The 18,370-nt window shown below is 46.5% G+C and carries 18 protein-coding genes; 15 read left to right on the forward strand and 3 right to left on the reverse strand.

What is annotated here, in order from left to right; genetic code table 11:
- Window positions 1–263 precede the first annotated feature (263 nt).
- A complete protein-coding gene (locus JCM23214_RS13145) occupies window positions 264–911 on the forward strand; it encodes a TetR/AcrR family transcriptional regulator (RefSeq protein ID WP_025899338.1) in 648 nt (215 codons plus the stop codon).
- On the opposite strand, the gene JCM23214_RS13150 is transcribed toward JCM23214_RS13145, so the two are convergent.
- A complete protein-coding gene (locus JCM23214_RS13150) occupies window positions 908–1,903 on the reverse strand; it encodes a sensor histidine kinase (protein WP_159104362.1) in 996 nt (331 codons plus the stop codon). The two genes, JCM23214_RS13145 and JCM23214_RS13150, sit on opposite strands and share 4 nt — an antisense overlap.
- A gap of 293 nt (window positions 1,904–2,196) precedes the next feature.
- Here JCM23214_RS13150 and JCM23214_RS13155 point away from each other — a divergent pair, with 293 nt between their 5' ends.
- On the forward strand, window positions 2,197–3,249 hold the full coding sequence (locus tag JCM23214_RS13155; RefSeq protein WP_025899340.1) for a DUF2332 domain-containing protein: 1,053 nt from the start codon (window positions 2,197–2,199) through the stop codon (window positions 3,247–3,249).
- On the opposite strand, the gene JCM23214_RS13160 is transcribed toward JCM23214_RS13155, so the two are convergent.
- The gene (locus JCM23214_RS13160; RefSeq protein ID WP_025899341.1) at window positions 3,241–3,648 is read right to left on the reverse strand and encodes an HIT domain-containing protein; all 408 of its coding nucleotides are present in this window, start codon (window positions 3,646–3,648) and stop codon (window positions 3,241–3,243) included. The two genes, JCM23214_RS13155 and JCM23214_RS13160, sit on opposite strands and share 9 nt — an antisense overlap.
- Before the next feature lie 102 nt (window positions 3,649–3,750).
- On the opposite strand from JCM23214_RS13160, the gene JCM23214_RS13165 reads away from it, so the two are divergent.
- From JCM23214_RS13165 to glcF, 7 genes are all read left to right on the forward strand, one after another.
- Complete coding sequence (locus tag JCM23214_RS13165; RefSeq protein ID WP_025899342.1) at window positions 3,751–5,262, forward strand: bifunctional metallophosphatase/5'-nucleotidase; 1,512 nt, start codon at window positions 3,751–3,753, stop codon at window positions 5,260–5,262.
- A 58-nt stretch (window positions 5,263–5,320) separates the two neighbouring features.
- On the forward strand, window positions 5,321–6,922 hold the full coding sequence (locus JCM23214_RS13170; RefSeq protein ID WP_025899343.1) for a class I adenylate-forming enzyme family protein: 1,602 nt from the start codon (window positions 5,321–5,323) through the stop codon (window positions 6,920–6,922).
- Window positions 6,923–7,034: 112 nt separating this feature from the next.
- Window positions 7,035–7,976: a methyltransferase domain-containing protein gene (locus JCM23214_RS13175; RefSeq protein WP_025899344.1), complete on the forward strand. Its 942-nt coding sequence runs from the start codon at window positions 7,035–7,037 to the stop codon at window positions 7,974–7,976.
- 126 nt (window positions 7,977–8,102) lie between these two features.
- Complete coding sequence (ykgO, locus tag JCM23214_RS20795) at window positions 8,103–8,231, forward strand: type B 50S ribosomal protein L36 (protein ID WP_037493654.1); 129 nt, start codon at window positions 8,103–8,105, stop codon at window positions 8,229–8,231.
- A 130-nt stretch (window positions 8,232–8,361) separates the two neighbouring features.
- The gene (locus JCM23214_RS13180) at window positions 8,362–9,855 is read left to right on the forward strand and encodes an FAD-linked oxidase C-terminal domain-containing protein (protein WP_148301885.1); all 1,494 of its coding nucleotides are present in this window, start codon (window positions 8,362–8,364) and stop codon (window positions 9,853–9,855) included.
- Between the two features lies 1 nt (window position 9,856).
- A complete protein-coding gene (locus JCM23214_RS13185) occupies window positions 9,857–11,080 on the forward strand; it encodes an FAD-binding protein (protein WP_025899346.1) in 1,224 nt (407 codons plus the stop codon).
- 12 nt (window positions 11,081–11,092) lie between these two features.
- The gene (glcF, locus tag JCM23214_RS13190) at window positions 11,093–12,394 is read left to right on the forward strand and encodes a glycolate oxidase subunit GlcF (RefSeq protein WP_025899347.1); all 1,302 of its coding nucleotides are present in this window, start codon (window positions 11,093–11,095) and stop codon (window positions 12,392–12,394) included.
- Here glcF and pyk read toward each other — a convergent pair.
- Window positions 12,381–13,817 (reverse strand): pyruvate kinase, encoded by a 1,437-nt coding sequence (gene pyk, locus JCM23214_RS13195; protein WP_025899348.1) that lies wholly within the window; start codon window positions 13,815–13,817, stop codon window positions 12,381–12,383. The two genes, glcF and pyk, sit on opposite strands and share 14 nt — an antisense overlap.
- A gap of 207 nt (window positions 13,818–14,024) precedes the next feature.
- Here pyk and JCM23214_RS13200 point away from each other — a divergent pair, with 207 nt between their 5' ends.
- The 6 genes from JCM23214_RS13200 (at window position 14,025) to fbaA (ending at window position 18,324) form a co-directional block, all read left to right on the forward strand.
- A complete protein-coding gene (locus tag JCM23214_RS13200) occupies window positions 14,025–14,456 on the forward strand; it encodes a hypothetical protein (protein ID WP_148301886.1) in 432 nt (143 codons plus the stop codon).
- Between the two features lie 104 nt (window positions 14,457–14,560).
- Window positions 14,561–15,328, forward strand: a complete 768-nt coding sequence (locus tag JCM23214_RS13205; protein WP_025899350.1) for an N-formylglutamate amidohydrolase — start codon at window positions 14,561–14,563, stop codon at window positions 15,326–15,328.
- 10 nt (window positions 15,329–15,338) lie between these two features.
- Complete coding sequence (locus tag JCM23214_RS13210; RefSeq protein ID WP_025899351.1) at window positions 15,339–16,475, forward strand: carboxylate-amine ligase; 1,137 nt, start codon at window positions 15,339–15,341, stop codon at window positions 16,473–16,475.
- Window positions 16,476–16,499: 24 nt separating this feature from the next.
- Window positions 16,500–16,796 (forward strand): DUF1244 domain-containing protein, encoded by a 297-nt coding sequence (locus tag JCM23214_RS13215; RefSeq protein ID WP_025899352.1) that lies wholly within the window; start codon window positions 16,500–16,502, stop codon window positions 16,794–16,796.
- Window positions 16,797–16,883: 87 nt separating this feature from the next.
- Entirely contained in the window at window positions 16,884–17,183 is a 300-nt protein-coding gene (locus tag JCM23214_RS13220; RefSeq protein WP_025899353.1) for a DUF2312 domain-containing protein, read from the forward strand.
- A gap of 40 nt (window positions 17,184–17,223) precedes the next feature.
- Window positions 17,224–18,324, forward strand: a complete 1,101-nt coding sequence (fbaA, locus tag JCM23214_RS13225; protein WP_051548195.1) for a class II fructose-bisphosphate aldolase — start codon at window positions 17,224–17,226, stop codon at window positions 18,322–18,324.
- Window positions 18,325–18,370 lie beyond the last annotated feature (46 nt).

An 18,370-nucleotide genomic window follows, 5' to 3' on the forward strand; every position in this document is an offset into this window, starting at 1 on the left:
AGGAAGAAAACAAAAGGATGGGGGTTTTAGACGCACACCCTGCACTGACCAGTTCCCCCTTTATTCTTATTGTTATGAGAATGAAATTAACATTCATTCATGAATGTATCAAGAGAAAAATGATAAAAAATCAATTTTTTTCTCGTGTTGAACTCAGGGTGTTTTTCTGTAGGATTAACAGGCATCGACAGGGCGTTGCATTGAATTTGAAAAAACAATAATAAAACCTGAAACTAACAGGCGACAAAAAAAGGGGTCGGTAAATGGCAGCAGGTGTACCTCAACGCAGGACACAGCAGCAGCGACGTGAGGAGACGCGCGCAAAGCTGATAGACTCAGCATTTGAAATTATTAAAAACAAGGGAGCAGCCAGTTTTACCACGGCAGAGGTTGCCGAACTTGCTGGTCTGACAAGAGGAGCTATTCAATATCATTTCGCAAACCCTTACGAATTGCTTCGTGAGGTCGTCATCAAAGTCGTCAACGCGATGATTGAGCAAGTAGAGGCTGCGGATCTATTGAAAATGGAGCGTAAGGAACGGCTTGCAAAAATTGTTGATATCTACTGGGATGGGTATCGGAGCGACACGTATGTGGTCTTTATCGAATTGACTTTGCATGGCCGTCTGATCCCTGAACTTAGCGGTAATATTCGTGATGCTATTGCTTTGCTGGAAACGGAACGTGATGATCAATGGCTTACATTGATGTGCGATTTCGAATGTTCTGACCGGGAGAAAATTAGCTGGAGGGCCTCGCTTCTGACAGTTCTTCGTGGGTTGGCCCTAAAGCAAATGTTTGCAGGAACGCAGGAGGACGTAGAGCGGTTATATCAGGATATCAAACATCATTTTATTCAGAGTATTTACGTGCGAGCCGGCCTGGTAGAGGTGATTTCCAAGTCAAACTAACTTGCTTTCAGATTTGCACTTCGATACGCAGGTAACGATAGAATGCAAGTCGTTCCTTTGGAGCCGTCACTTTCAATTGTCAGTTGACCATCCTGGATTTCCGCCATTTTGAGCGCAAGTGCAAGGCCGAGACCTGTATTCTCTGCATCACCGCGATGTTGCCATTTTTCTGCTCGGCCAAAAATTTCGAAAACGGTTTTTAACTGATCTTGAGGAATTCCGGGTCCTTCGTCAGAAATATGGATTTTCGTGAAATCCTCGTCCGACTGGTCGACATCAATAGTGATTACTGTGTTTTCAGGTGAATAAGTAATCGCATTGTCAATGATCTTGGTTAGAATGTGATGGGTTGCATTTGAATCATATACGGCTTCAGCGTACTCGGGAAAATCCTCTCCATATTCAAATCGGATGGATTTGGCATGGGCTTTGGGAAGCAGTAAAGCCGTGCATTGATCGATGATGTCTTTGACACGTGCCGGTTGTGGGTTGGCAATATATTCGCCAGATTTAATGCGCGCAATTTCCAGTAGAGTGTCTATTATTTTCAATAATTTACGGCCAGAATCCGAGATCATTCTGGCAAATTCTCTTTGTTCTTCTCGTGTTGAGGCTTTGCCTTCTGAAATTAGATCAGACAATCCAATAATAGCATTGAGAGGGGTGCGAAATTCGTGACTGGTATTTCGTAAGAAATTTGTTTTCGACCGTTCTGCTTCAATTGCAGCTTCTTTTTGCTCTAGATAGTCAATTGTCCTGATTTCAATATCTCTTGATTGAGCGGCAAGCAAATCACTCTGTCGGGATATTCTTTCTTCAAGAGAGTTGTTTTTTTTAATCAACTGGTACTGACTTAGAAGCTCTTTACCCCAAAAGATGATGCCATTGAGCACAATCAAGGCTCCCAAAGCGCGAATAACATCCGCGATGACATAGCTTTGGCGCACGTGATTTGCTTCCAGGAGACCATCAAAAATAGCCGGAATAGACATGAAGATTCCCAGCACAGAACCAGCGCTTAAACATAGGAAACCAATGAGCATTACAGGCATGCCACGATCTGTTTTTGGAAAAAGACGGGATTTTCTGATAAAGTATATGGAAATACTCACGAATAGAGTAGTCCACAGTATATTTATCAGCAGTCTAACTTCGTCCATTCCACTTAACCAACCCTGTGAAACGGGTTGTTCCCTAAATGTTGCATTTTCGCACAGTTTGTTTCCATAGAACTGCAAGCTCTAAAGTAAGAATATTACCAAATAATTGATAAGAAGGATTTTGTATGAGTGAAAACAAGATTTCCGATGCCATGCTCTCTCAGGCCGTTTCCTGCAATGAACTCGGCTCACCGTTTACCGCGAGAATACTGAGTTTGGTGGCGAAGCGATATCCACAAACTGGTGCGGTATGGAGTGTGATGAAAAACTGGCCGGGTGATCTTGGTCCGTCGGGAGATTCTGTTTCGCTTCGCTTTTGCGGCGCACTTCACGCAATTGTTCTGGAAAAGTTAAATCCAAATCTAGCGGAGATCTACAAGAGCCATGCTAAAGGGGTTACTGATAATCAGCTAATGGCTGCAATAGAGGAAGCCGTTGAAGAGAATGAAGATTTTGTTCTTCAGTATTTGAAAAGCGCTCCACAAACAAATGAAGTTCGCCGCGCCGGGATATTACTTCCCGCTTTTATGGAAGTTGCCAAGAGAACAGGGATAAATAAATTCGTTATGTCCGAGCTGGGGGCCAGTGCGGGTTTGAACATGCTGTGGGATAAATACCGCTACGATTACGGTGGTGTGAATTTCGGAAATTCAAACTCGCCAGTTCGGATCTGTCCAGATGTTTCAGGTCAATTGCCTGAGTTTCAAAACGTGGATGTTTTCGACCGCTCTGCCTGTGATTTGAATCCGGTTGATGTGACGCTTGAGAAGTCGGTTACACGGTTGTTATCTTATATATGGGCGGATCAACAGGATCGGATTGATAGAACACGAAATGCCGTGGAGCTTTTTAAGGGTACCTCAGCGTCGGTTGAGAAAAGTGACGCTATTGAATGGCTGGATCTGCGATTGCAGCAGAAGTATAGCGGCGCAGTACATATTATTTATCACACAATCGCGTGGCAGTATTTTCCTGATGAAAGACAGGTGCAGGGGCGCAATATAATTGAGCAGGTTGGCCGTAACGCAACTGATAACGCCCCATTGGCGTGGGTCTTTTTAGAGGCGGATGACGTGGCCCCGGGTGCGGGCCTGTATTTGCAACTTTGGCCCGGAGGACAGAAAATACTGCTAGGACGCGGGGATTATCATGGTAGATGGATTAACTGGTTAATTTAAATATAGAAGCTTTTTTAAGTCTGTCATGACTTTCGAAAGCTTTTGCTCGGTATAAGGTATGGAAGCGCTGTGGCCCCAGACCGGACCCGGCCAAGCGGTATCTGATTTGCGTCTGGATATAATATGGATGTGAAGTTGGGAGACCACGTTTCCAAGTGCGCCAATGTTGATTTTTTCGCAATTGTTGTAGGTCCCAAGCTGACGGCAGAACAAGCGGACAGTGTTCATCACTTCATCATAGTTTTCTTTTGGCAGATCATGCAGTTCGACCACTCCATTGATTTTCGGAACCAGTATAACCCAAATATATCTGCTGTCGTTCATTAGAAGAATTTTGCACAGCTCGGTTTCGCCAAGTTCAAAGGTATCTGCGGCAAGTCTGGGATCTAAAGAAAACATCAAGAATTCTTCTCTCTGCGTTTATTGAATTTGGGGTTAATCTATAGTGCAGTTGATGTGCAGAAGTTCAATAATATTCTTTAATTGGAAGAGGAAGCTAAAATGCGCACTACCAACTCAGTTTTGTCAAAAGCTTGTTTGTTTTTTGCAGTTTTAGTGGCGACGATAAATTTCGCTTTTGTTGCAAGTGCGCAGGAGGTACGGATAAGTTTTCTGCACAGTAATGATATGGGGGAGATAAGCGGTAAGCCCGGCTATGGCGGTTTTCCTGAACTTGCCACGCTTATTGAACAAGAAAGAGCACGGCAACCGAATGCAATCACGACTTTTGGTGGCGATTTGATCTCTCCGTCTTTGATGTCAGGCCTGTCATTTGGGGTGGAAATGGTCGACATGATGAACGCAATCGGGATTGATGTTGCTGTTGTTGGAAATCATGAGTTTGATTTTGGTGCAGAAGTGGCCCGCGAACGTATTGCGCAATCCAATTTTCCATGGCTTGCAAGTAATATAAGTCTCAAAGAGGGTATCAGATCGCTTGGAACAGTTTCGTCGATTATTAAAGAGGTTAATGGTTTTAAAGTCGGATTTCTGGGTCTTGTAACACCTGAGACAGCCACTCTTTCCTCTCCCGGGGAGGGAATTGTATTTCAGGATGTTGTGAAGGCAGCATCCACTGTGGTTAGTTCGCTGCAAAATAACGGTGCTGATATAATCGTCGCCCTTACACATATGAATTTAGCCGATGATTTGCGATTGGCCAATGAAGTAGACGGTTTGCACGTCATTTTGGGCGGTCATGATCACCGACCCTTTGCGACTGTGGAAAACAATGTTGTGATCCTGCAGGCCGGATCTGATCTTCGCTATCTGGGTGTTGTTGAATTGGCTTTGGAGTGGAAAGAAAAACGAGGCAAAAAATACCTTTCCATCATTCCATCCTGGTATTTGAAATCGACCACGGCTGTCCCCAAATCAGCACCTGTTGCAGAAATGGTTGCGAAGTTTGAAGCAGGTTTAGATCAACAGTTGAATGTTGCTGTGGGAATAACCGAGCTGGCGCTTGATACACGGCGCTCGTCAGTACGAACAAAAGAGAATTTTTTTGGAAAATACATTGCACAAGCAATGAGAGATGAGGTTGAGGCAGATATAGGGTTTACAAATGGTGGCGGTATCCGCGGTGATCGGCAGTATGAAGCAGGCGCCATGCTAACCCGCAAAGATATTCTAGGCGAGTTACCTTTTGGGAATGTAACCGTTAAGCTTGAGTTGACGGGTGTACAGGTGAAAGACATGGTGGAGCATGGGGTTTCGGATGTCGAAAATGCTGCGGGTCGATTTGCCCATTATTCCGGGCTTGAATATTCGTATGATATTAACAAGCCCGTAGGAGCCCGGGTCACACAAATCAAAGTCGGCGGTAGGAAACTAGAACCCGAAAGCAAATACACATTGGCAACAAATGATTATGTAGCAGGTGGTGGTGATGGTTATTCTATGCTCCCCGACAGCAAAGTCCTAATTGATAAGTCAGCAGGCACATTGATGGCGACAACAGTAATGAATTACATTAAGGCAAAAGGCGGTATAAAGGCGAATAGTGTAAAGTAGGCATTGCATTCGGTTGTCCTGTGGGTATCCTTTGTTCAAAAAATGAAAAGAGGATCACATGACAACAGTATCTCCATTAAATCCCATTGATTTTAATGCAATAGACGAAGAAGTGGGCTTTGTGCCCTTTCCTCTGTTGTTTCAACGCGCAGCATTTCGTGATCCAGAATTGCCGGTGTTGAAGGTGGAAGACACTGTGCTTACATGGGCTGAGCTGGTGGATCGAATTAATCGTGTGGCGAACCTCATGAAGGCCCGGGGTTTGGGACGAGGGGATAAGATCGCTATTCTTGCCCGCAGTAGTACTGATTATATAGCTGTTTTTTTGGGTGCACTGCAGGCTGGTGTGTGTGCGGTACCGTTATCTGGAATGGCGTCCAGTGAACAATTGGCAGGAATGATGCGTGATAGCGCAGCAAAAATGCTTTTTGTTTCCAGTTCCACACTCGACCTTGTTTCACCTTTCGCGGGCACAATTCCCGAACTTCCCGAAGATGGCTATGTTGCATTTGATTTCAAAAAAGATGGTTGGCAGTCTTTTGAAGAGCTGATCGGTGCCGCCACAAACGAGTTGTTTATTGCGAATATTGCGCCGGAAGATGCTTTTAATCTGATCTATAGTTCAGGAACGACGGGTGTCCCAAAAGGAATCGAGCAAAGCCATTATATGCGATATCAGCATGTTATTCGCTTTAAAGCAATGGGGCTTGAAGCCGGTGCTACAACCATGATTGCAACGGCTTTGTATTCCAACACAACTCTTGTCGCCATGTTGCCAACGTTGGCGTTAGGTGGTCGGGTAGTTCTGATGCCCAAATTTGATGTTCAAAAATATCTTGAATTGGCGGAAAGCGAAAAAGCGACACATACAATGCTGGTTCCAGTCCAATATCAACGGTTGTTGGCTTATCACAAATTTGATGACTTTGATTTGTCCAGCTTCAGACTGAAGCTATCAACAAGTGCGCCGTTGCGTGAACAGGTTAAACAGGATGCATTAAAACGGTGGCCGGGAAATCTGATTGAAATTTACGGCCTCACGGAAGGTGGCATTGGTACAGTTCTGTCAACAGAGGAGTTTCCAGATAAATTGGCGTCTGTAGGCAAGGCAGGGCTGGGTGCAGAAATCCGCATCATTGATGACAATGGAAATGAATTACCGGTAGGTAAAATTGGTGAAATCGTCGGCCGATCAGATGCCATGATGACGGGATATCATAACCGACCAGATTTGACTGAAGAAATGATCTGGACGTCACCCGAGGGGCAGAAGTTCTTTAAAAGTGGGGACATGGGGCGTCTAGACGAAGATGGATTTTTGTATCTGCTGGACCGCAAGAAAGATATGATCCTTTCTGGTGGCTTTAATATATATGCGGCGGATATTGAAGCCGAACTTGTGAAGCACCCTGATGTAGATGACGTTGCTGTCATTGCAATCCCGAGTGAGGAGTGGGGGGAGACACCGCTTGGTCTGGTTGTCTTGAAAACCGGCGCGAAGACATCCGCAGCCGAAATTAAAGACTGGGTCAACGCCCGACTTGGGAAAACACAGCGGGTTTCAGATGTTGTCATTCGCGAAGACTTGCCGCGCAGTACAATAGGCAAGGTTTTGAAACGTGAATTACGCGATGAATATATTAAACAAAAAGCCAGCTAAACCCTGCAAACACTGATTTACCCAAGGTTAATATTTATCTGACATTATTTTGACAATGCGATATAAGGGGGACTTCAATCTGTCAGATTGAAATCGTAGGGGTGTGTGTGTAATGAGTGCCAAGGCAGGCAGTGTGAAGGATCAAGCCGAAGAAAAACTTCCTATGAAAGAGCGGTTAAAACTCTGGTGGGAAGGCTATGAATTGCAGGAAAAGCGCAAGCCAGTTGAAAACGAGGCGGCGGACCAGACGGCAAATGATGATGGTCCCCCCACAGTTCAAGGTTGGTCTGTGAGCCGGCAGCGATCCGTCGTGACCTTATTTGGTGATGGCATGACACGGTGTATTCCAGACAGCGCGAAGAAAAAGCTAACCAACCCACTTGGCATTAACAAGACGATGAGTGTGGTAGAGCTTGGTTCAGGGCTGGGTGGATTTGCCACTTGGGTTGTCGATCAATTTGAAACCTATGTGGACGCCTACGAAGAAGAAGACGAATTGGTCGAGGCGTCTACCAATCTTGTCAAAATGGCAGGGCTGACACGTTTTATCAAAGTTAAATCGGCCAATTTCGAAAATTTTGAGCCAAAATTGAAATCTGCCAATGTTGCGTATGCTTCTGAAGCGCTTTTCTGCGTAAAGAACAAGCTCGACTGTTTCCGCCGTATTCATGGCATGATGAAGCCGGAAGGGCAGTTCATGATGTCTGATTATATGCTCGAAGGCAAAACCATGGACGATCCGGATGTCCAGAAATGGGCCGTAAATGAGCCAAGGCAGCCTCATTTGCTGGATGTACAGGAGATTCGGAAACTCCTGACCAAAGCTGGTTTTGAAGTGAGTATTGCTGAAGATACGACCGCTGAATATAAAGCCAATGTTCTGAAAGCCTTTGCAGAATATGCTGCTCGAACCAGTTCAGGTGAAAAGAGCGGTCATCTGCACGATTGGGTGCTGAAAGAGGGAGAACTTTGGACTTCTCGGGTGCAGGCTATGGAGAGTGGAGCCTTGAAGGTGTTTCGAATTTATGCCCGTGTTCCTGCAGAAATTCTGTAATCCGTTGATAGGAAATATGCGAAACGCATAAAAGTCAATAATTCTGCCTTTTGCGCATTGACAAGCCGTGGGGCGGGCAGTATGTTCCGGCCTTCAAATTCAGAACAGTTTTTTGGGATCTGTGTCATGAAAGTAATTAACTCGCTCAAATCAGCGAAAAAACGTCATCGCGATTGCCGCGTCGTTCGCCGTAAAGGCCGCGTGTATGTGATCAACAAAACTAACCCACGCTTCAAGGCGCGTCAGGCTAATTGACTGCGCCTTAAGTGATTCCGTAATGCGGAATTCTGAATCGTGAAAAAAGCCGCACTGTTTCGCAGTAGCGGTTTTTTTGTGCCTGAAATGCCTTATACTTGTACTTCAACGTAGTATTTGAGGTGATCCTATGGTCATGATGCCAAAGCCCAATGAAGAGGTAATCGCGAAACGAGGCTATCTTGTTCAGCGATTGAGACAGATAATCAGGGATCCTGAAGCTGTCATAGATGAAGAGGCCGGACTTCGAGCATTTGAGTGTGATGGCCTTAGCGCTTACCGCCAATTACCAATGATTGCAGTTCTTCCGGAAACAAAGGAAGAGGTTGCTGAGGTGCTAAAATTTTGTGCCTCTGAGGGGGTAAACGTGGTGCCAAGAGGTGCCGGTACGTCCCTTTCTGGTGGCGCTTTGCCACTTGCGGATGGGGTGCTTTTGGGACTTGGCAAATTTAACAGGATCCTTGAGGTTGATTATAATAATCGCTGCGCCGTTGTGCAGCCAGGTGTGACCAATCTCGCCATTACCGATGCAGTTAAGTCAGATGGGTTTTATTACGCCCCAGACCCATCTAGCCAGATTGCGTGTACAATCGGCGGAAATATTGCGGAAAATTCAGGTGGAGTTCATTGCCTTAAATACGGACTGACAACCAACAATGTGTTGGGCGTTGAAATGGTCACAATGGACGGAGAGATAATCCGTTTGGGTGGCAAGCATCTGGATGCAGAAGGGTACGATTTATTGGGGGTAATTACTGGGTCTGAAGGTTTGCTCGGGGTTATTACAGAAGTGACAGTACGCTTGCTTCGCAGCCCGCAGCATGTCACGGCCCAGCTGATCGGTTTTCCATCCAGCGAACAGGCTGGAGATTGCGTTGGACGCATAATTGCGGCGGGTATTATCCCCGCTGGTATGGAAATGATGGATAAATACGCAATCCATGCAGCAGAGGAATTTTGCCATGCGGGGTACCCATTAGATGTGGAAGCATTGCTTATTGTGGAACTCGATGGCCCTGAAGTTGAAATCGCCCATAACAACTCGCTAATTGAAAAGATAGCGGGTGACTGCGGTGCAAGCGTTATCAAGCAAAGCCAGAGTGAAGAAGAGAGGCTTACCTTCTGGGCAGGACGCAAAGCGGCTTTTCCCGCTGTGGGACGAATTTCCCCGGATTATATGTGCATGGATGGGACCATACCTCGCAGTCAGCTGCCATTGGTCTTAAAGAGAATGAATGAACTTTCCAATAAATATGGACTGAGGGTAGCCAATGTTTTTCATGCAGGGGACGGAAACCTTCATCCGCTTATTTTGTTTGACGCCAATATTCCCGGTGAACTTGAGAAATGCGAGCAATTTGGAGCAGATATCCTGAAATTATGCGTTGAGGTGGGCGGCGTGCTGACAGGTGAGCATGGTGTCGGCATTGAAAAGCGTGACCTGATGGGAGAAATGTTCTCCGAAGATGATTTGAAGCAGCAGCAACGTCTGAAATGTGCATTTGATCCGGAAGGTCGTTTGAACCCCGGAAAGGTGTTTCCAGTCCTGCATCGCTGCGCGGAGCTTGGCAAAATGCATGTCCATAATGGGAAATTACCATTTCCAGATATTCCAAGGTTTTAAAATGACTGTATTTGATATTTCCAGTCCCGATCAGATAAAAGACGCACTCGATTGGGCAATCTCAGAGAAACAGTCTCTCTCTATTTCGGGAAATGGCTCAAAAGAGAGTTTGGGGCGACCGATGGAGGTTGCGGCGGAATTGCGGCTTGCCAATCTCTCTGGGGTGCGGATGTATGAGCCAGCGGAACTTGTTATGAAAGCGGCTGCCGGATCATCATTCAATGAGATTAACGCAGTCTTGCATGAAAATGATCAACAACTGGCTTTTTGCCCACCCGACCTGGGACCTTTGCTGGGGCAGGGCGCAGGGCTTGGAACACTTGGTGGAGTCTTTTGTTCTAATCTTTCCGGCTCTCAGCGTATCAAAATGGGTGCGGCGAGAGATCACTTATTGGGGGTAAACGGTTTTACAGGACGTGCACAAGCCTTTCAGACAGGAAGCCGGGTTATGAAGAATGTGACCGGATACGACCTCTGTAAGCTGGTGGCAGGGAGTTATGGCACTCTCGCAGTCTGTAGTGAGTTCACGTTCAAAGTGCTCCCAAAACCGGAAAAGCTTCGGACAGTTTTGATTTTCGGGCAGGAACCTAATGCAGCAGTCATAACCATGCGCGATGCAATGTCGTCAGTGCATGAAGTGGCCGCCGCCGCTTACCTTCCTGAGCAGATCGCGGGCCGGACAAACATTGATTATGTTTCCAATGCCAACAGAGCTGTTACAGCTATCCTGATCGATGGCAATGGTCCTTCCGTTGATTTTCGTCTGAATGCTTTGCGGTCAATGTTTGATGCTCAGGGAGAACTTGAGGAGTTGCACAGTAAGCGATCCAGCGAACTGTGGAAATTTGTTTCTGACGTTGGCGCTTATGTGGAAGATCAGAGACGGTTGGTCTGGCGAGTGTCTTTGCCACCGTCGGATGCTGCAGATTATATATTCAGATTGCGGCAGCAGATCGAAGATCTGGAGTATTTCATGGACTGGGCGGGAGGATTGCTGTGGCTGTCTCTTCCAGAAGGGCTTGAAGATGCAGGGCAGGGAATTGTCAGATCACAAATCAGAAATGGTGGTCATGCAACCTTGATCCGGGCTTCTTCTGATATTCGTTCTCGGGTAGAGGTTTTCCAACCTGTTGATGTTGTCAAAGCCAGAATTTCGGAAAAAATCAGAGAAGGGTTTGACCCTTACCGAATTTTAAACCCTGCAAGAATGTATTCTATAGGTTAGGCGGAATTAGCGATGAAAACTGAGTTCACTCTTGCGCAGCTTGCTGATCCTAAATTTGCTGCCTCAAATGATATCTTGCGAAATTGCGTTCATTGCGGATTTTGTACTGCAACCTGCCCAACCTATACCGAATTGGGAGATGAAAGAGATAGCCCCCGCGGCCGCATCTATATGATTCAGCAAATGCTTCAAAGCGGCGAGGCTGCACCGAAAGAGACAGTTACTCATATTGATCGCTGCTTGTCCTGTTTTTCATGTATGACCACCTGTCCGTCAGGTGTGGATTATATGCATTTGGTGGATCATGCTCGCAGCTATATTGAAGAGACTTATGAGCGCCCGGTATTCGATAGGATTTTAAGGCGTATACTGTCCGTTATTCTAGCGCGTCCAAATCTCTTCCGTCTATCACTCCTAGGAGCTTCTATCGCGAGGCCCTTAAAGTCACTGTTCAGAGGGCGTATTCGGGCGATGCTGGAAATGGCACCGTCGCAAATACCGCAACGCTCCATAATGGATGAGCAGCCGCTTCACAAATCCCGGCAGGGGAGCGACAAGCGGGTGATATTAATGACAGGCTGCGCACAGAAGGTTTTATCACCCGATATTAATGATGCGACTATCCGGTTACTCAATCGCCATGATGTTGATGTTGTTATCCCGCCCGAGGCGGGTTGTTGCGGCGCTTTGCCCCTACATATGGGGCAGGAAGAGCCTGCTTTGGCTTCTGCACGACGGAATATAAATGCTTGGTTCGCAGAGATTGAAGCGGGTAGCCTGGAGGCGATTATTATCAATACTTCAGGGTGTGGTACGACGGTCAAGGATTATGGCCACATGTTTGCAAGTGAGCCAGAAATGGCAGAAAAGGCGGCTGCAGTTGCATCTATTGCAAAAGATATAACCGAATATTTATCTGACCTAGAGCTTAAACTCGATAATTTTAATCCTGATCTTGTAGTCGCCTATCATTCTGCCTGTTCCCTCCAGCACGGACAGAAAGTGGTGGAGCCGCCCAAAGCATTATTGGCTGCAGCTGGTTTCGACGTTAAGACCTTGCCGGAGGCACATATATGCTGTGGTTCAGCGGGAACTTATAATTTATTGCAACCGGATTTATCGGCGCGTCTAAGAGATCGCAAAGTGAGAAATATTAAAACGGTTAAGCCAGATCTGGTCGCAGCGGGTAATATCGGCTGTATCGCTCAGATTGCCTCGGGTTTAAATATTCCAGTTGTACACACTGTTCAGCTTCTGGATTGGGCAACGGGCGGACCGAAGCCTGAAATGTTGAGCGAAACTATACAGCACTAAGGGTTTTCTCACCAACCCAGGCAATTCGCAGTATGTTGGTCGAGCCCGGTGTTCCAAAGGGAACGCCGGCCATGATTACAATTCTTTCTCCGGGTTTTGCGAAACCTTCCTGAAAGCAGGTGTTGCAGGCTTTCTCCACCATATCTGCGAAATTTTCGGCATCTTTGGTATGAACGCAATGCAGCCCCCAGACCAATGCCAAACGCCGGGCTGTGGAAAGGGATGGGGTAAGCGCCACAATTGGTGTCGTGCCGCGTTCCCTTGCGGCGCGAAGTGCCGTAGATCCTGATGTGGTGTAGGTAACGATACTGGTTGCGTTGATTGTTCGCGCTACCTGAGAAGCTGCAGCACTGATTGCATCCGCGGTCGTTGCCTCCAAAATACCATGCTGGTTGTCCATGCGTTTCTGGTAGGTGACATCTTTTTCAGTTTCTTCGGCGATGTCGCTCATGGTGGCGACGGCCTCAAGCGGGTAATCTCCAGCGGCACTTTCTGCAGACAGCATTACGCAATCAGCGCCGTCATATATGGCGTTGGCAACGTCCGTTACCTCAGCTCGTGTTGGAACAGGGGAAGTAATCATGCTTTCCAGCATTTGTGTGGCAACTACGACTGGTTTTCCAGCTTCGCGGGCGAAATTGATTATGTTTTTTTGAATAGAAGGAACCTTTTGGAGCGGAATTTCCACGCCAAGATCCCCCCTAGCTACCATAATTGCGTCAGCGAGCTCGATAATGCCTTCCAATTGTTCGACAGCAGCCGGTTTCTCGATTTTTGCCATTACGCCTGCCCGGCCAGCTACGATTTTCTTGATTTCGGCTACATCTTCCGGGCGTTGAACAAAGCTAAGGGCAATCCAGTCCACCCCCAGCTCAAGGGCGAAATCCAGATCCCGTCTGTCTTTGTCGGTTAGGGCGCTCATTTTGACGATTGCATTGGGGATATTTACCCCCTTGCGATCAGAAAGAGTGCCTCCCACCAACACTTGGCATTTGGCGGTTGCTGAACTCGCCTCGAGAACTCTAAGCTTTAGTTTCCCATCATCCAGAAGAAGTTCTGTTCCTTCTTCGAGCGACTCCATTACTTTTGGGTGGGGCAATGCAACCCTTTTATCGTTACCGTCGCTCTCGTTCAAATCAAGTGTTAGGATTTGTCCTTCTTCGAGGCATATTTTACCGCCCTTGAATGTTCCAATCCGGATTTTCGGTCCTTGTAAATCCGCGAGAATGCCAATGGGGCGACCCTGTTTTACTTCAAGTTCGCGGATGATGTCATAACGGGCTTTATGATCCACATGGTCGCCGTGGCTGAAATTCAATCGAAACAGGTCCACGCCACGCGAATGCAGTTTTCCCACCATTTCAGCGGAAGAGCTTGAAGGGCCCAGCGTGGCCAGAATTTTGGTTTTTCGTTGACGTCTCATCGCATCACTCCCGCCCGTATGATCAGATGTGTTGAATACGCAATTTCCCCGTTACATTGCCGTATTATTCACCAGATTTTAATTTTACGCAAAATCATACTCTTAGGCATATATGTTAGTAAAAAATTAACACAAAAAAGCGACATACTATTGCCTATGAAAATGGTTCCAACTCATAGACAGATTCGCTGGTTTTTTCGGATTGCCTTGAAACGTAAGGCTATCCGTCTGTTGTACCGGATTGCGGATGCAATTGGTTATTGTGTCGCGTGGACCCGCTATTATATCATTCCGAACAGTCAAATTATCTGGCACCGATTTTTTGGAAGCGAGCAAGTTCAGGTCGCGAAAACGGAGCCTTCTGTCAAATTTTCTGACAGCATGCTTGAGAGCCAATCACAGCCACCCATTGATTTACGCGAGGAAATGATCAGGCGTGCACAAAACAGTGGAAAACGGTATCACTATGTCTGGGCTGTGGAGAGGCTTGATGAGCTTGCAAATTCTGGCCTGAAGGATCCCGTTGCTTACTTTAACAATGAGATGACAGACTGGTACCTTGCCCCTGGCGCGATGATGGAGGAGGAAGCTGACTTCCTGGGTATCGCTGTTGCCATTGAGGAACGTTGGTACAAATAAAGCGCTTGTGAGGTCTTTGACGACTTTTCGTGAAATGTAACCTTTTCAAGCGGGGGTGTTGTGGCATAAGATCGCCACTTCCCAACAGCTCGGAAATACGAGAAATGTCTGACCCCTATTACCTTTTAAATGAAGAGAGCCAAACACCGGTTTTTTTGATCGCCGATCATGCCAGCCGCGAAATACCGGAAAAGTATAATAATCTGGGAATTGAGGACGTCTCTTTATTGAGGCGGCATGTGGCGTGGGATATTGGCATTGAAGATGTGACCAAACGCATGGCAGAGCGTCTGGGATGTACAGCGATATTTTCCAAATTTTCAAGACTGCTTATTGACGCCAATCGCTATCCGGATGATCCCTCATCCACGCCTTACATTAGTGATGGTGTGGTCGTTCCGATGAATGAGAATGTAACGGACGAAGATCGGCAAGAGCGAATTTCCACCTACTTCTCACCTTATCATTTCAAAATTGAAGCGATTTTGGCGCAAAAACTGAAGCAGCATAAAAGTCCATTGGTTATTTCGATGCATAGTTTTACACCGATAATGAATGATTTTGAAAGACCTTGGCATGTGGGTGTTTTGTGGGATCAGGATGGACGGATTGCGTTGCCGATGCTGGATGTTCTTCGAAAAAATCCAACACTGGTCGTGGGGGATAATGAGCCTTATTCCGCCAGAAAACCACTTGGATATACAATGAATGAACATGGGACAAAGAAAAACATACCCCATGTGGTGGTGGAAATTCGGCAAGATTTGATCGATACCCACCATGGAGCCGAGCAATGGGCGGGTTTGATGGTTGATGTTATCAACCAGATTGCGGACAAGGTCAGTCAGTCTCCCCCGACTTCAGCGGAATAAGAATGTGATGATCAAAGAGCCAAGCTTTACAATCGGGATTGAGGAAGAGTATTTGCTGGTGGATCCCAAAACCAGGGACCTTGCCATTGATCCACCAGAAGAAATCTTGAAAGAATGTCAGGAGAAGCTGCCCGATCATCAGGTGACACCGGAATTCTTAAGATCACAAATTGAGATAGGCACCCGCGTTTGTTCTAATATCAGCGAAGCCAGAGCAGCCTTGAGTGAATTACGATCAACAGTAGCGGCCGTTGCGGAAAAACATGGATTGCGGTTAATGGCAGCCTCCACCCATCCATTTGCTGATTGGCATTTGCTTAAACATACTGCGCGCGAGCGATACGATACGATTGCTCGGGATCTGCAGGCGGTCGTACGGCGTTTAATGATCTGCGGTATGCATGTTCATTGTGCAATCGAAGATCAGGAAATGCGGATTGATCTGATGAATCAGGTTACCTACTTTTTACCGCACCTTCTGGCTCTGAGTACTTCTTCCCCATTTTGGCGAGGGGAAGTCAGTGGTCTGAAATCATACCGTTTAAGTGTGTTCGATAGCTTGCCTCGCACGGGCATACCCGATCGATTTGACAGTTGGGGCGAGTATCAGAGGCTGGTTAATGTAATGGTTGAGGCGGGATCGATTGAGGATGGATCAAAGATCTGGTGGGATTTGCGCCCGTCTTCGAAATTCCCAACTCTTGAAATGCGCATGACTGATGTATGCACGCTGATGGAGGACACGCTTTGTATTGCTGCGATATACTCAAGCCTGCTTCGCATGTTGTACCGGCTACGGCGAAATAATCAGAGATGGCGCATTTATCCAACAACGCTTGTTGCAGAAAATCGTTGGCTGGCGCAGCGTTTTGGCGTGGAAGGCAAGTTAATTGATTTGGGAATAGTCGGTCAGGTACCCGCTGGCGATTTGATCGAGGAAATTATTGAGCTAGTGCGCGAAGATGCAGAAGCATTGGGGTGCCTTGAAGAAGTTTTGCACGCAAGAAAAATAATTGCGCGCGGAACTTCAGCAGAGCGACAGCTTAAAATTTTCAATGACGCAGTTGAGGCAGGCGAGGATTTGAAGATAGCTTTGCATAAGGTCGTTGATCAGGTTCTTGAAGAAACCGTATCGGGTTTAAATTAGATATTCAGCAGGCGAGAGACAAAGATGACAGATAAATCTGAAATTGAACTACAGGCAGCCGCATTTCGCAGGCTTCGCGACCATTTACAGGAAAGAACCGACGTTCAGAATATTGACTTGATGAACCTGGCTGGTTTTTGCCGGAACTGTTTATCACGCTGGTATCAGGAGGAAGCCAACGCAAAAGGTATTGATTTGAGCAAAGAAGCCGCTCGAGAGATTGTTTACGGAATGCCTTATTCAGAGTGGAAAAATAAGTATCAAACAGAGGCTGGGCCAGACAAGTTAGCTGATTTTGAAAAAAACAAGCCAAATGATTAAAAAATAGGGGTCAGGCACTAGCGAAAACCGACAAATATCGGTAAACCCTACTCATTAGAATTTATCTATAATTAAAAGAGGTGAATAATGGCTGACGTTGGCGGCGTCGCGGCGGATCATCTGCGATCCTTTATTGAGCGTATCGAACGGTTGGAAGAAGAGAAAAAAGCTCTTGCCGACGACATTAAGGAAATATTTGCAGAAGCCAAAGGGTCCGGTTTTGACGTAAAAGCAATGCGTGCGATTTTGCGTCTTCGGAAAATGGACAAAGCCGACTATCAGGAGCAGGAATATATGATTGACCTGTACAAGCATGCGCTTGGCATGATCGATGATATGGCACCGGAAGCCGAACAGGATAACGAACCCCCCGAAGAAGGTTTTTAACCTGTAACGCCGTATGAAGCTGGCCGAATTTGGGTCAGAAATGAAAACACATTTAAGAGAGGAAAATTCCGTGTCACTACAACTTCCAGCTGGTGTGGTATTCGGTGAAGAATATCAGAAACTCGTAAGCAACTGTAAAGCCGGTGGTTTTGCGCTGCCCGCTGTTAATGTCGTGGGGACCGACAGCATTAATGCGGTTATGGAAGCCGCAGCTAAAAACGGCTCTGACGTTATTATTCAATTATCCAATGGCGGTGCACATTTTTTTGCCGGTAAAGGAATGGAAAATTCCGCAGATGCCATGCTCTATGGTGCAGTTTCAGCCGCTCAGCATGTTCATTTGCTGGCGAAATATTATGGTATCTGTGCTGTATTGCACACTGATCATGCTAATCGCAAACTGATACCATGGGTTGATGCCTTGTTTGAGGAAGGGGTCGCATATAAGAAAAAGAACGGTGTTCCTTTGTTCAGCTCTCACATGGTTGATCTTTCCGAAGAACCACTTGAGGAAAACCTCGCTGAAAGTGCCCGGCTCTTGAAACGCGCTGTAGAGCTTGATATGAGCATCGAAATCGAACTTGGTATTACAGGTGGCGAAGAGGACGGTGTCGGCAGCGACGTTGATACTATTGACAATAGCAAATTATACACTCAGCCTGAAGATGTGCTGGAAGCCTATGACCGTTTGAGTCCCATTGGACATTTCTCTATTGCGGCCTCCTTTGGAAATGTGCACGGCGTTTACAAGCCCGGTAATGTTAAGTTACGCCCTGAAATTCTGAAAGCTTCGCAGGAGCTTGTATCAAAAACACATGGCTTATCTGAAAAACCACTGGATCTGGTGTTCCATGGCGGATCTGGCTCTGAGCCGCAAAAGATTTCTGAAGCTATTGAGTATGGCGTATTTAAAATGAACATTGATACGGATACTCAGTTTGCATTTGCTCAAGGTGTGGGTGCATTTGCAAAGGAGAATATGGTGGCCTTTGAACATCAAATTCATCCTGAAACGGACGAGCCGCTGAAAAAATTGTATGACCCTAGAAAATGGCTCCGTATGGGTGAAGAGAAAATGGTTGAGCGCCTTGGGCAGGCATTTTCCGAGCTGGGATCAACTGGAAAATCTGTTGCCAAATAAGAATTTTCAGATTTCTTAATTGAAAACCGGCGTAGTTTTGCGCCGG

The sequence above is a fragment of the Sneathiella glossodoripedis JCM 23214 genome, assembly GCF_000616095.1.
Lineage (GTDB): Bacteria > Pseudomonadota > Alphaproteobacteria > Sneathiellales > Sneathiellaceae > Sneathiella > Sneathiella glossodoripedis.

Excerpts from the sequence above, each read along its gene's own strand:
- JCM23214_RS13145 (WP_025899338.1), top strand. The coding sequence starts at position 264 with ATGGCAGCAGGTGTACCTCAACGCAGGACACAGCAGCAGCGACGTGAG.
- JCM23214_RS13150 (WP_159104362.1), bottom strand. The coding sequence starts at position 1,903 with ATGTCTATTCCGGCTATTTTTGATGGTCTCCTGGAAGCAAATCACGTG.
- JCM23214_RS13155 (WP_025899340.1), top strand. The coding sequence starts at position 2,197 with ATGAGTGAAAACAAGATTTCCGATGCCATGCTCTCTCAGGCCGTTTCC.
- JCM23214_RS13160 (WP_025899341.1), bottom strand. The coding sequence starts at position 3,648 with ATGTTTTCTTTAGATCCCAGACTTGCCGCAGATACCTTTGAACTTGGC.
- JCM23214_RS13165 (WP_025899342.1), top strand. The coding sequence starts at position 3,751 with ATGCGCACTACCAACTCAGTTTTGTCAAAAGCTTGTTTGTTTTTTGCA.
- JCM23214_RS13170 (WP_025899343.1), top strand. The coding sequence starts at position 5,321 with ATGACAACAGTATCTCCATTAAATCCCATTGATTTTAATGCAATAGAC.
- JCM23214_RS13175 (WP_025899344.1), top strand. The coding sequence starts at position 7,035 with ATGAGTGCCAAGGCAGGCAGTGTGAAGGATCAAGCCGAAGAAAAACTT.
- ykgO (WP_037493654.1), top strand. The coding sequence starts at position 8,103 with ATGAAAGTAATTAACTCGCTCAAATCAGCGAAAAAACGTCATCGCGAT.
- JCM23214_RS13180 (WP_148301885.1), top strand. The coding sequence starts at position 8,362 with ATGGTCATGATGCCAAAGCCCAATGAAGAGGTAATCGCGAAACGAGGC.
- JCM23214_RS13185 (WP_025899346.1), top strand. The coding sequence starts at position 9,857 with ATGACTGTATTTGATATTTCCAGTCCCGATCAGATAAAAGACGCACTC.
- glcF (WP_025899347.1), top strand. The coding sequence starts at position 11,093 with ATGAAAACTGAGTTCACTCTTGCGCAGCTTGCTGATCCTAAATTTGCT.
- pyk (WP_025899348.1), bottom strand. The coding sequence starts at position 13,817 with ATGAGACGTCAACGAAAAACCAAAATTCTGGCCACGCTGGGCCCTTCA.
- JCM23214_RS13205 (WP_025899350.1), top strand. The coding sequence starts at position 14,561 with ATGTCTGACCCCTATTACCTTTTAAATGAAGAGAGCCAAACACCGGTT.
- JCM23214_RS13215 (WP_025899352.1), top strand. The coding sequence starts at position 16,500 with ATGACAGATAAATCTGAAATTGAACTACAGGCAGCCGCATTTCGCAGG.
- JCM23214_RS13220 (WP_025899353.1), top strand. The coding sequence starts at position 16,884 with ATGGCTGACGTTGGCGGCGTCGCGGCGGATCATCTGCGATCCTTTATT.
- fbaA (WP_051548195.1), top strand. The coding sequence starts at position 17,224 with ATGAAAACACATTTAAGAGAGGAAAATTCCGTGTCACTACAACTTCCA.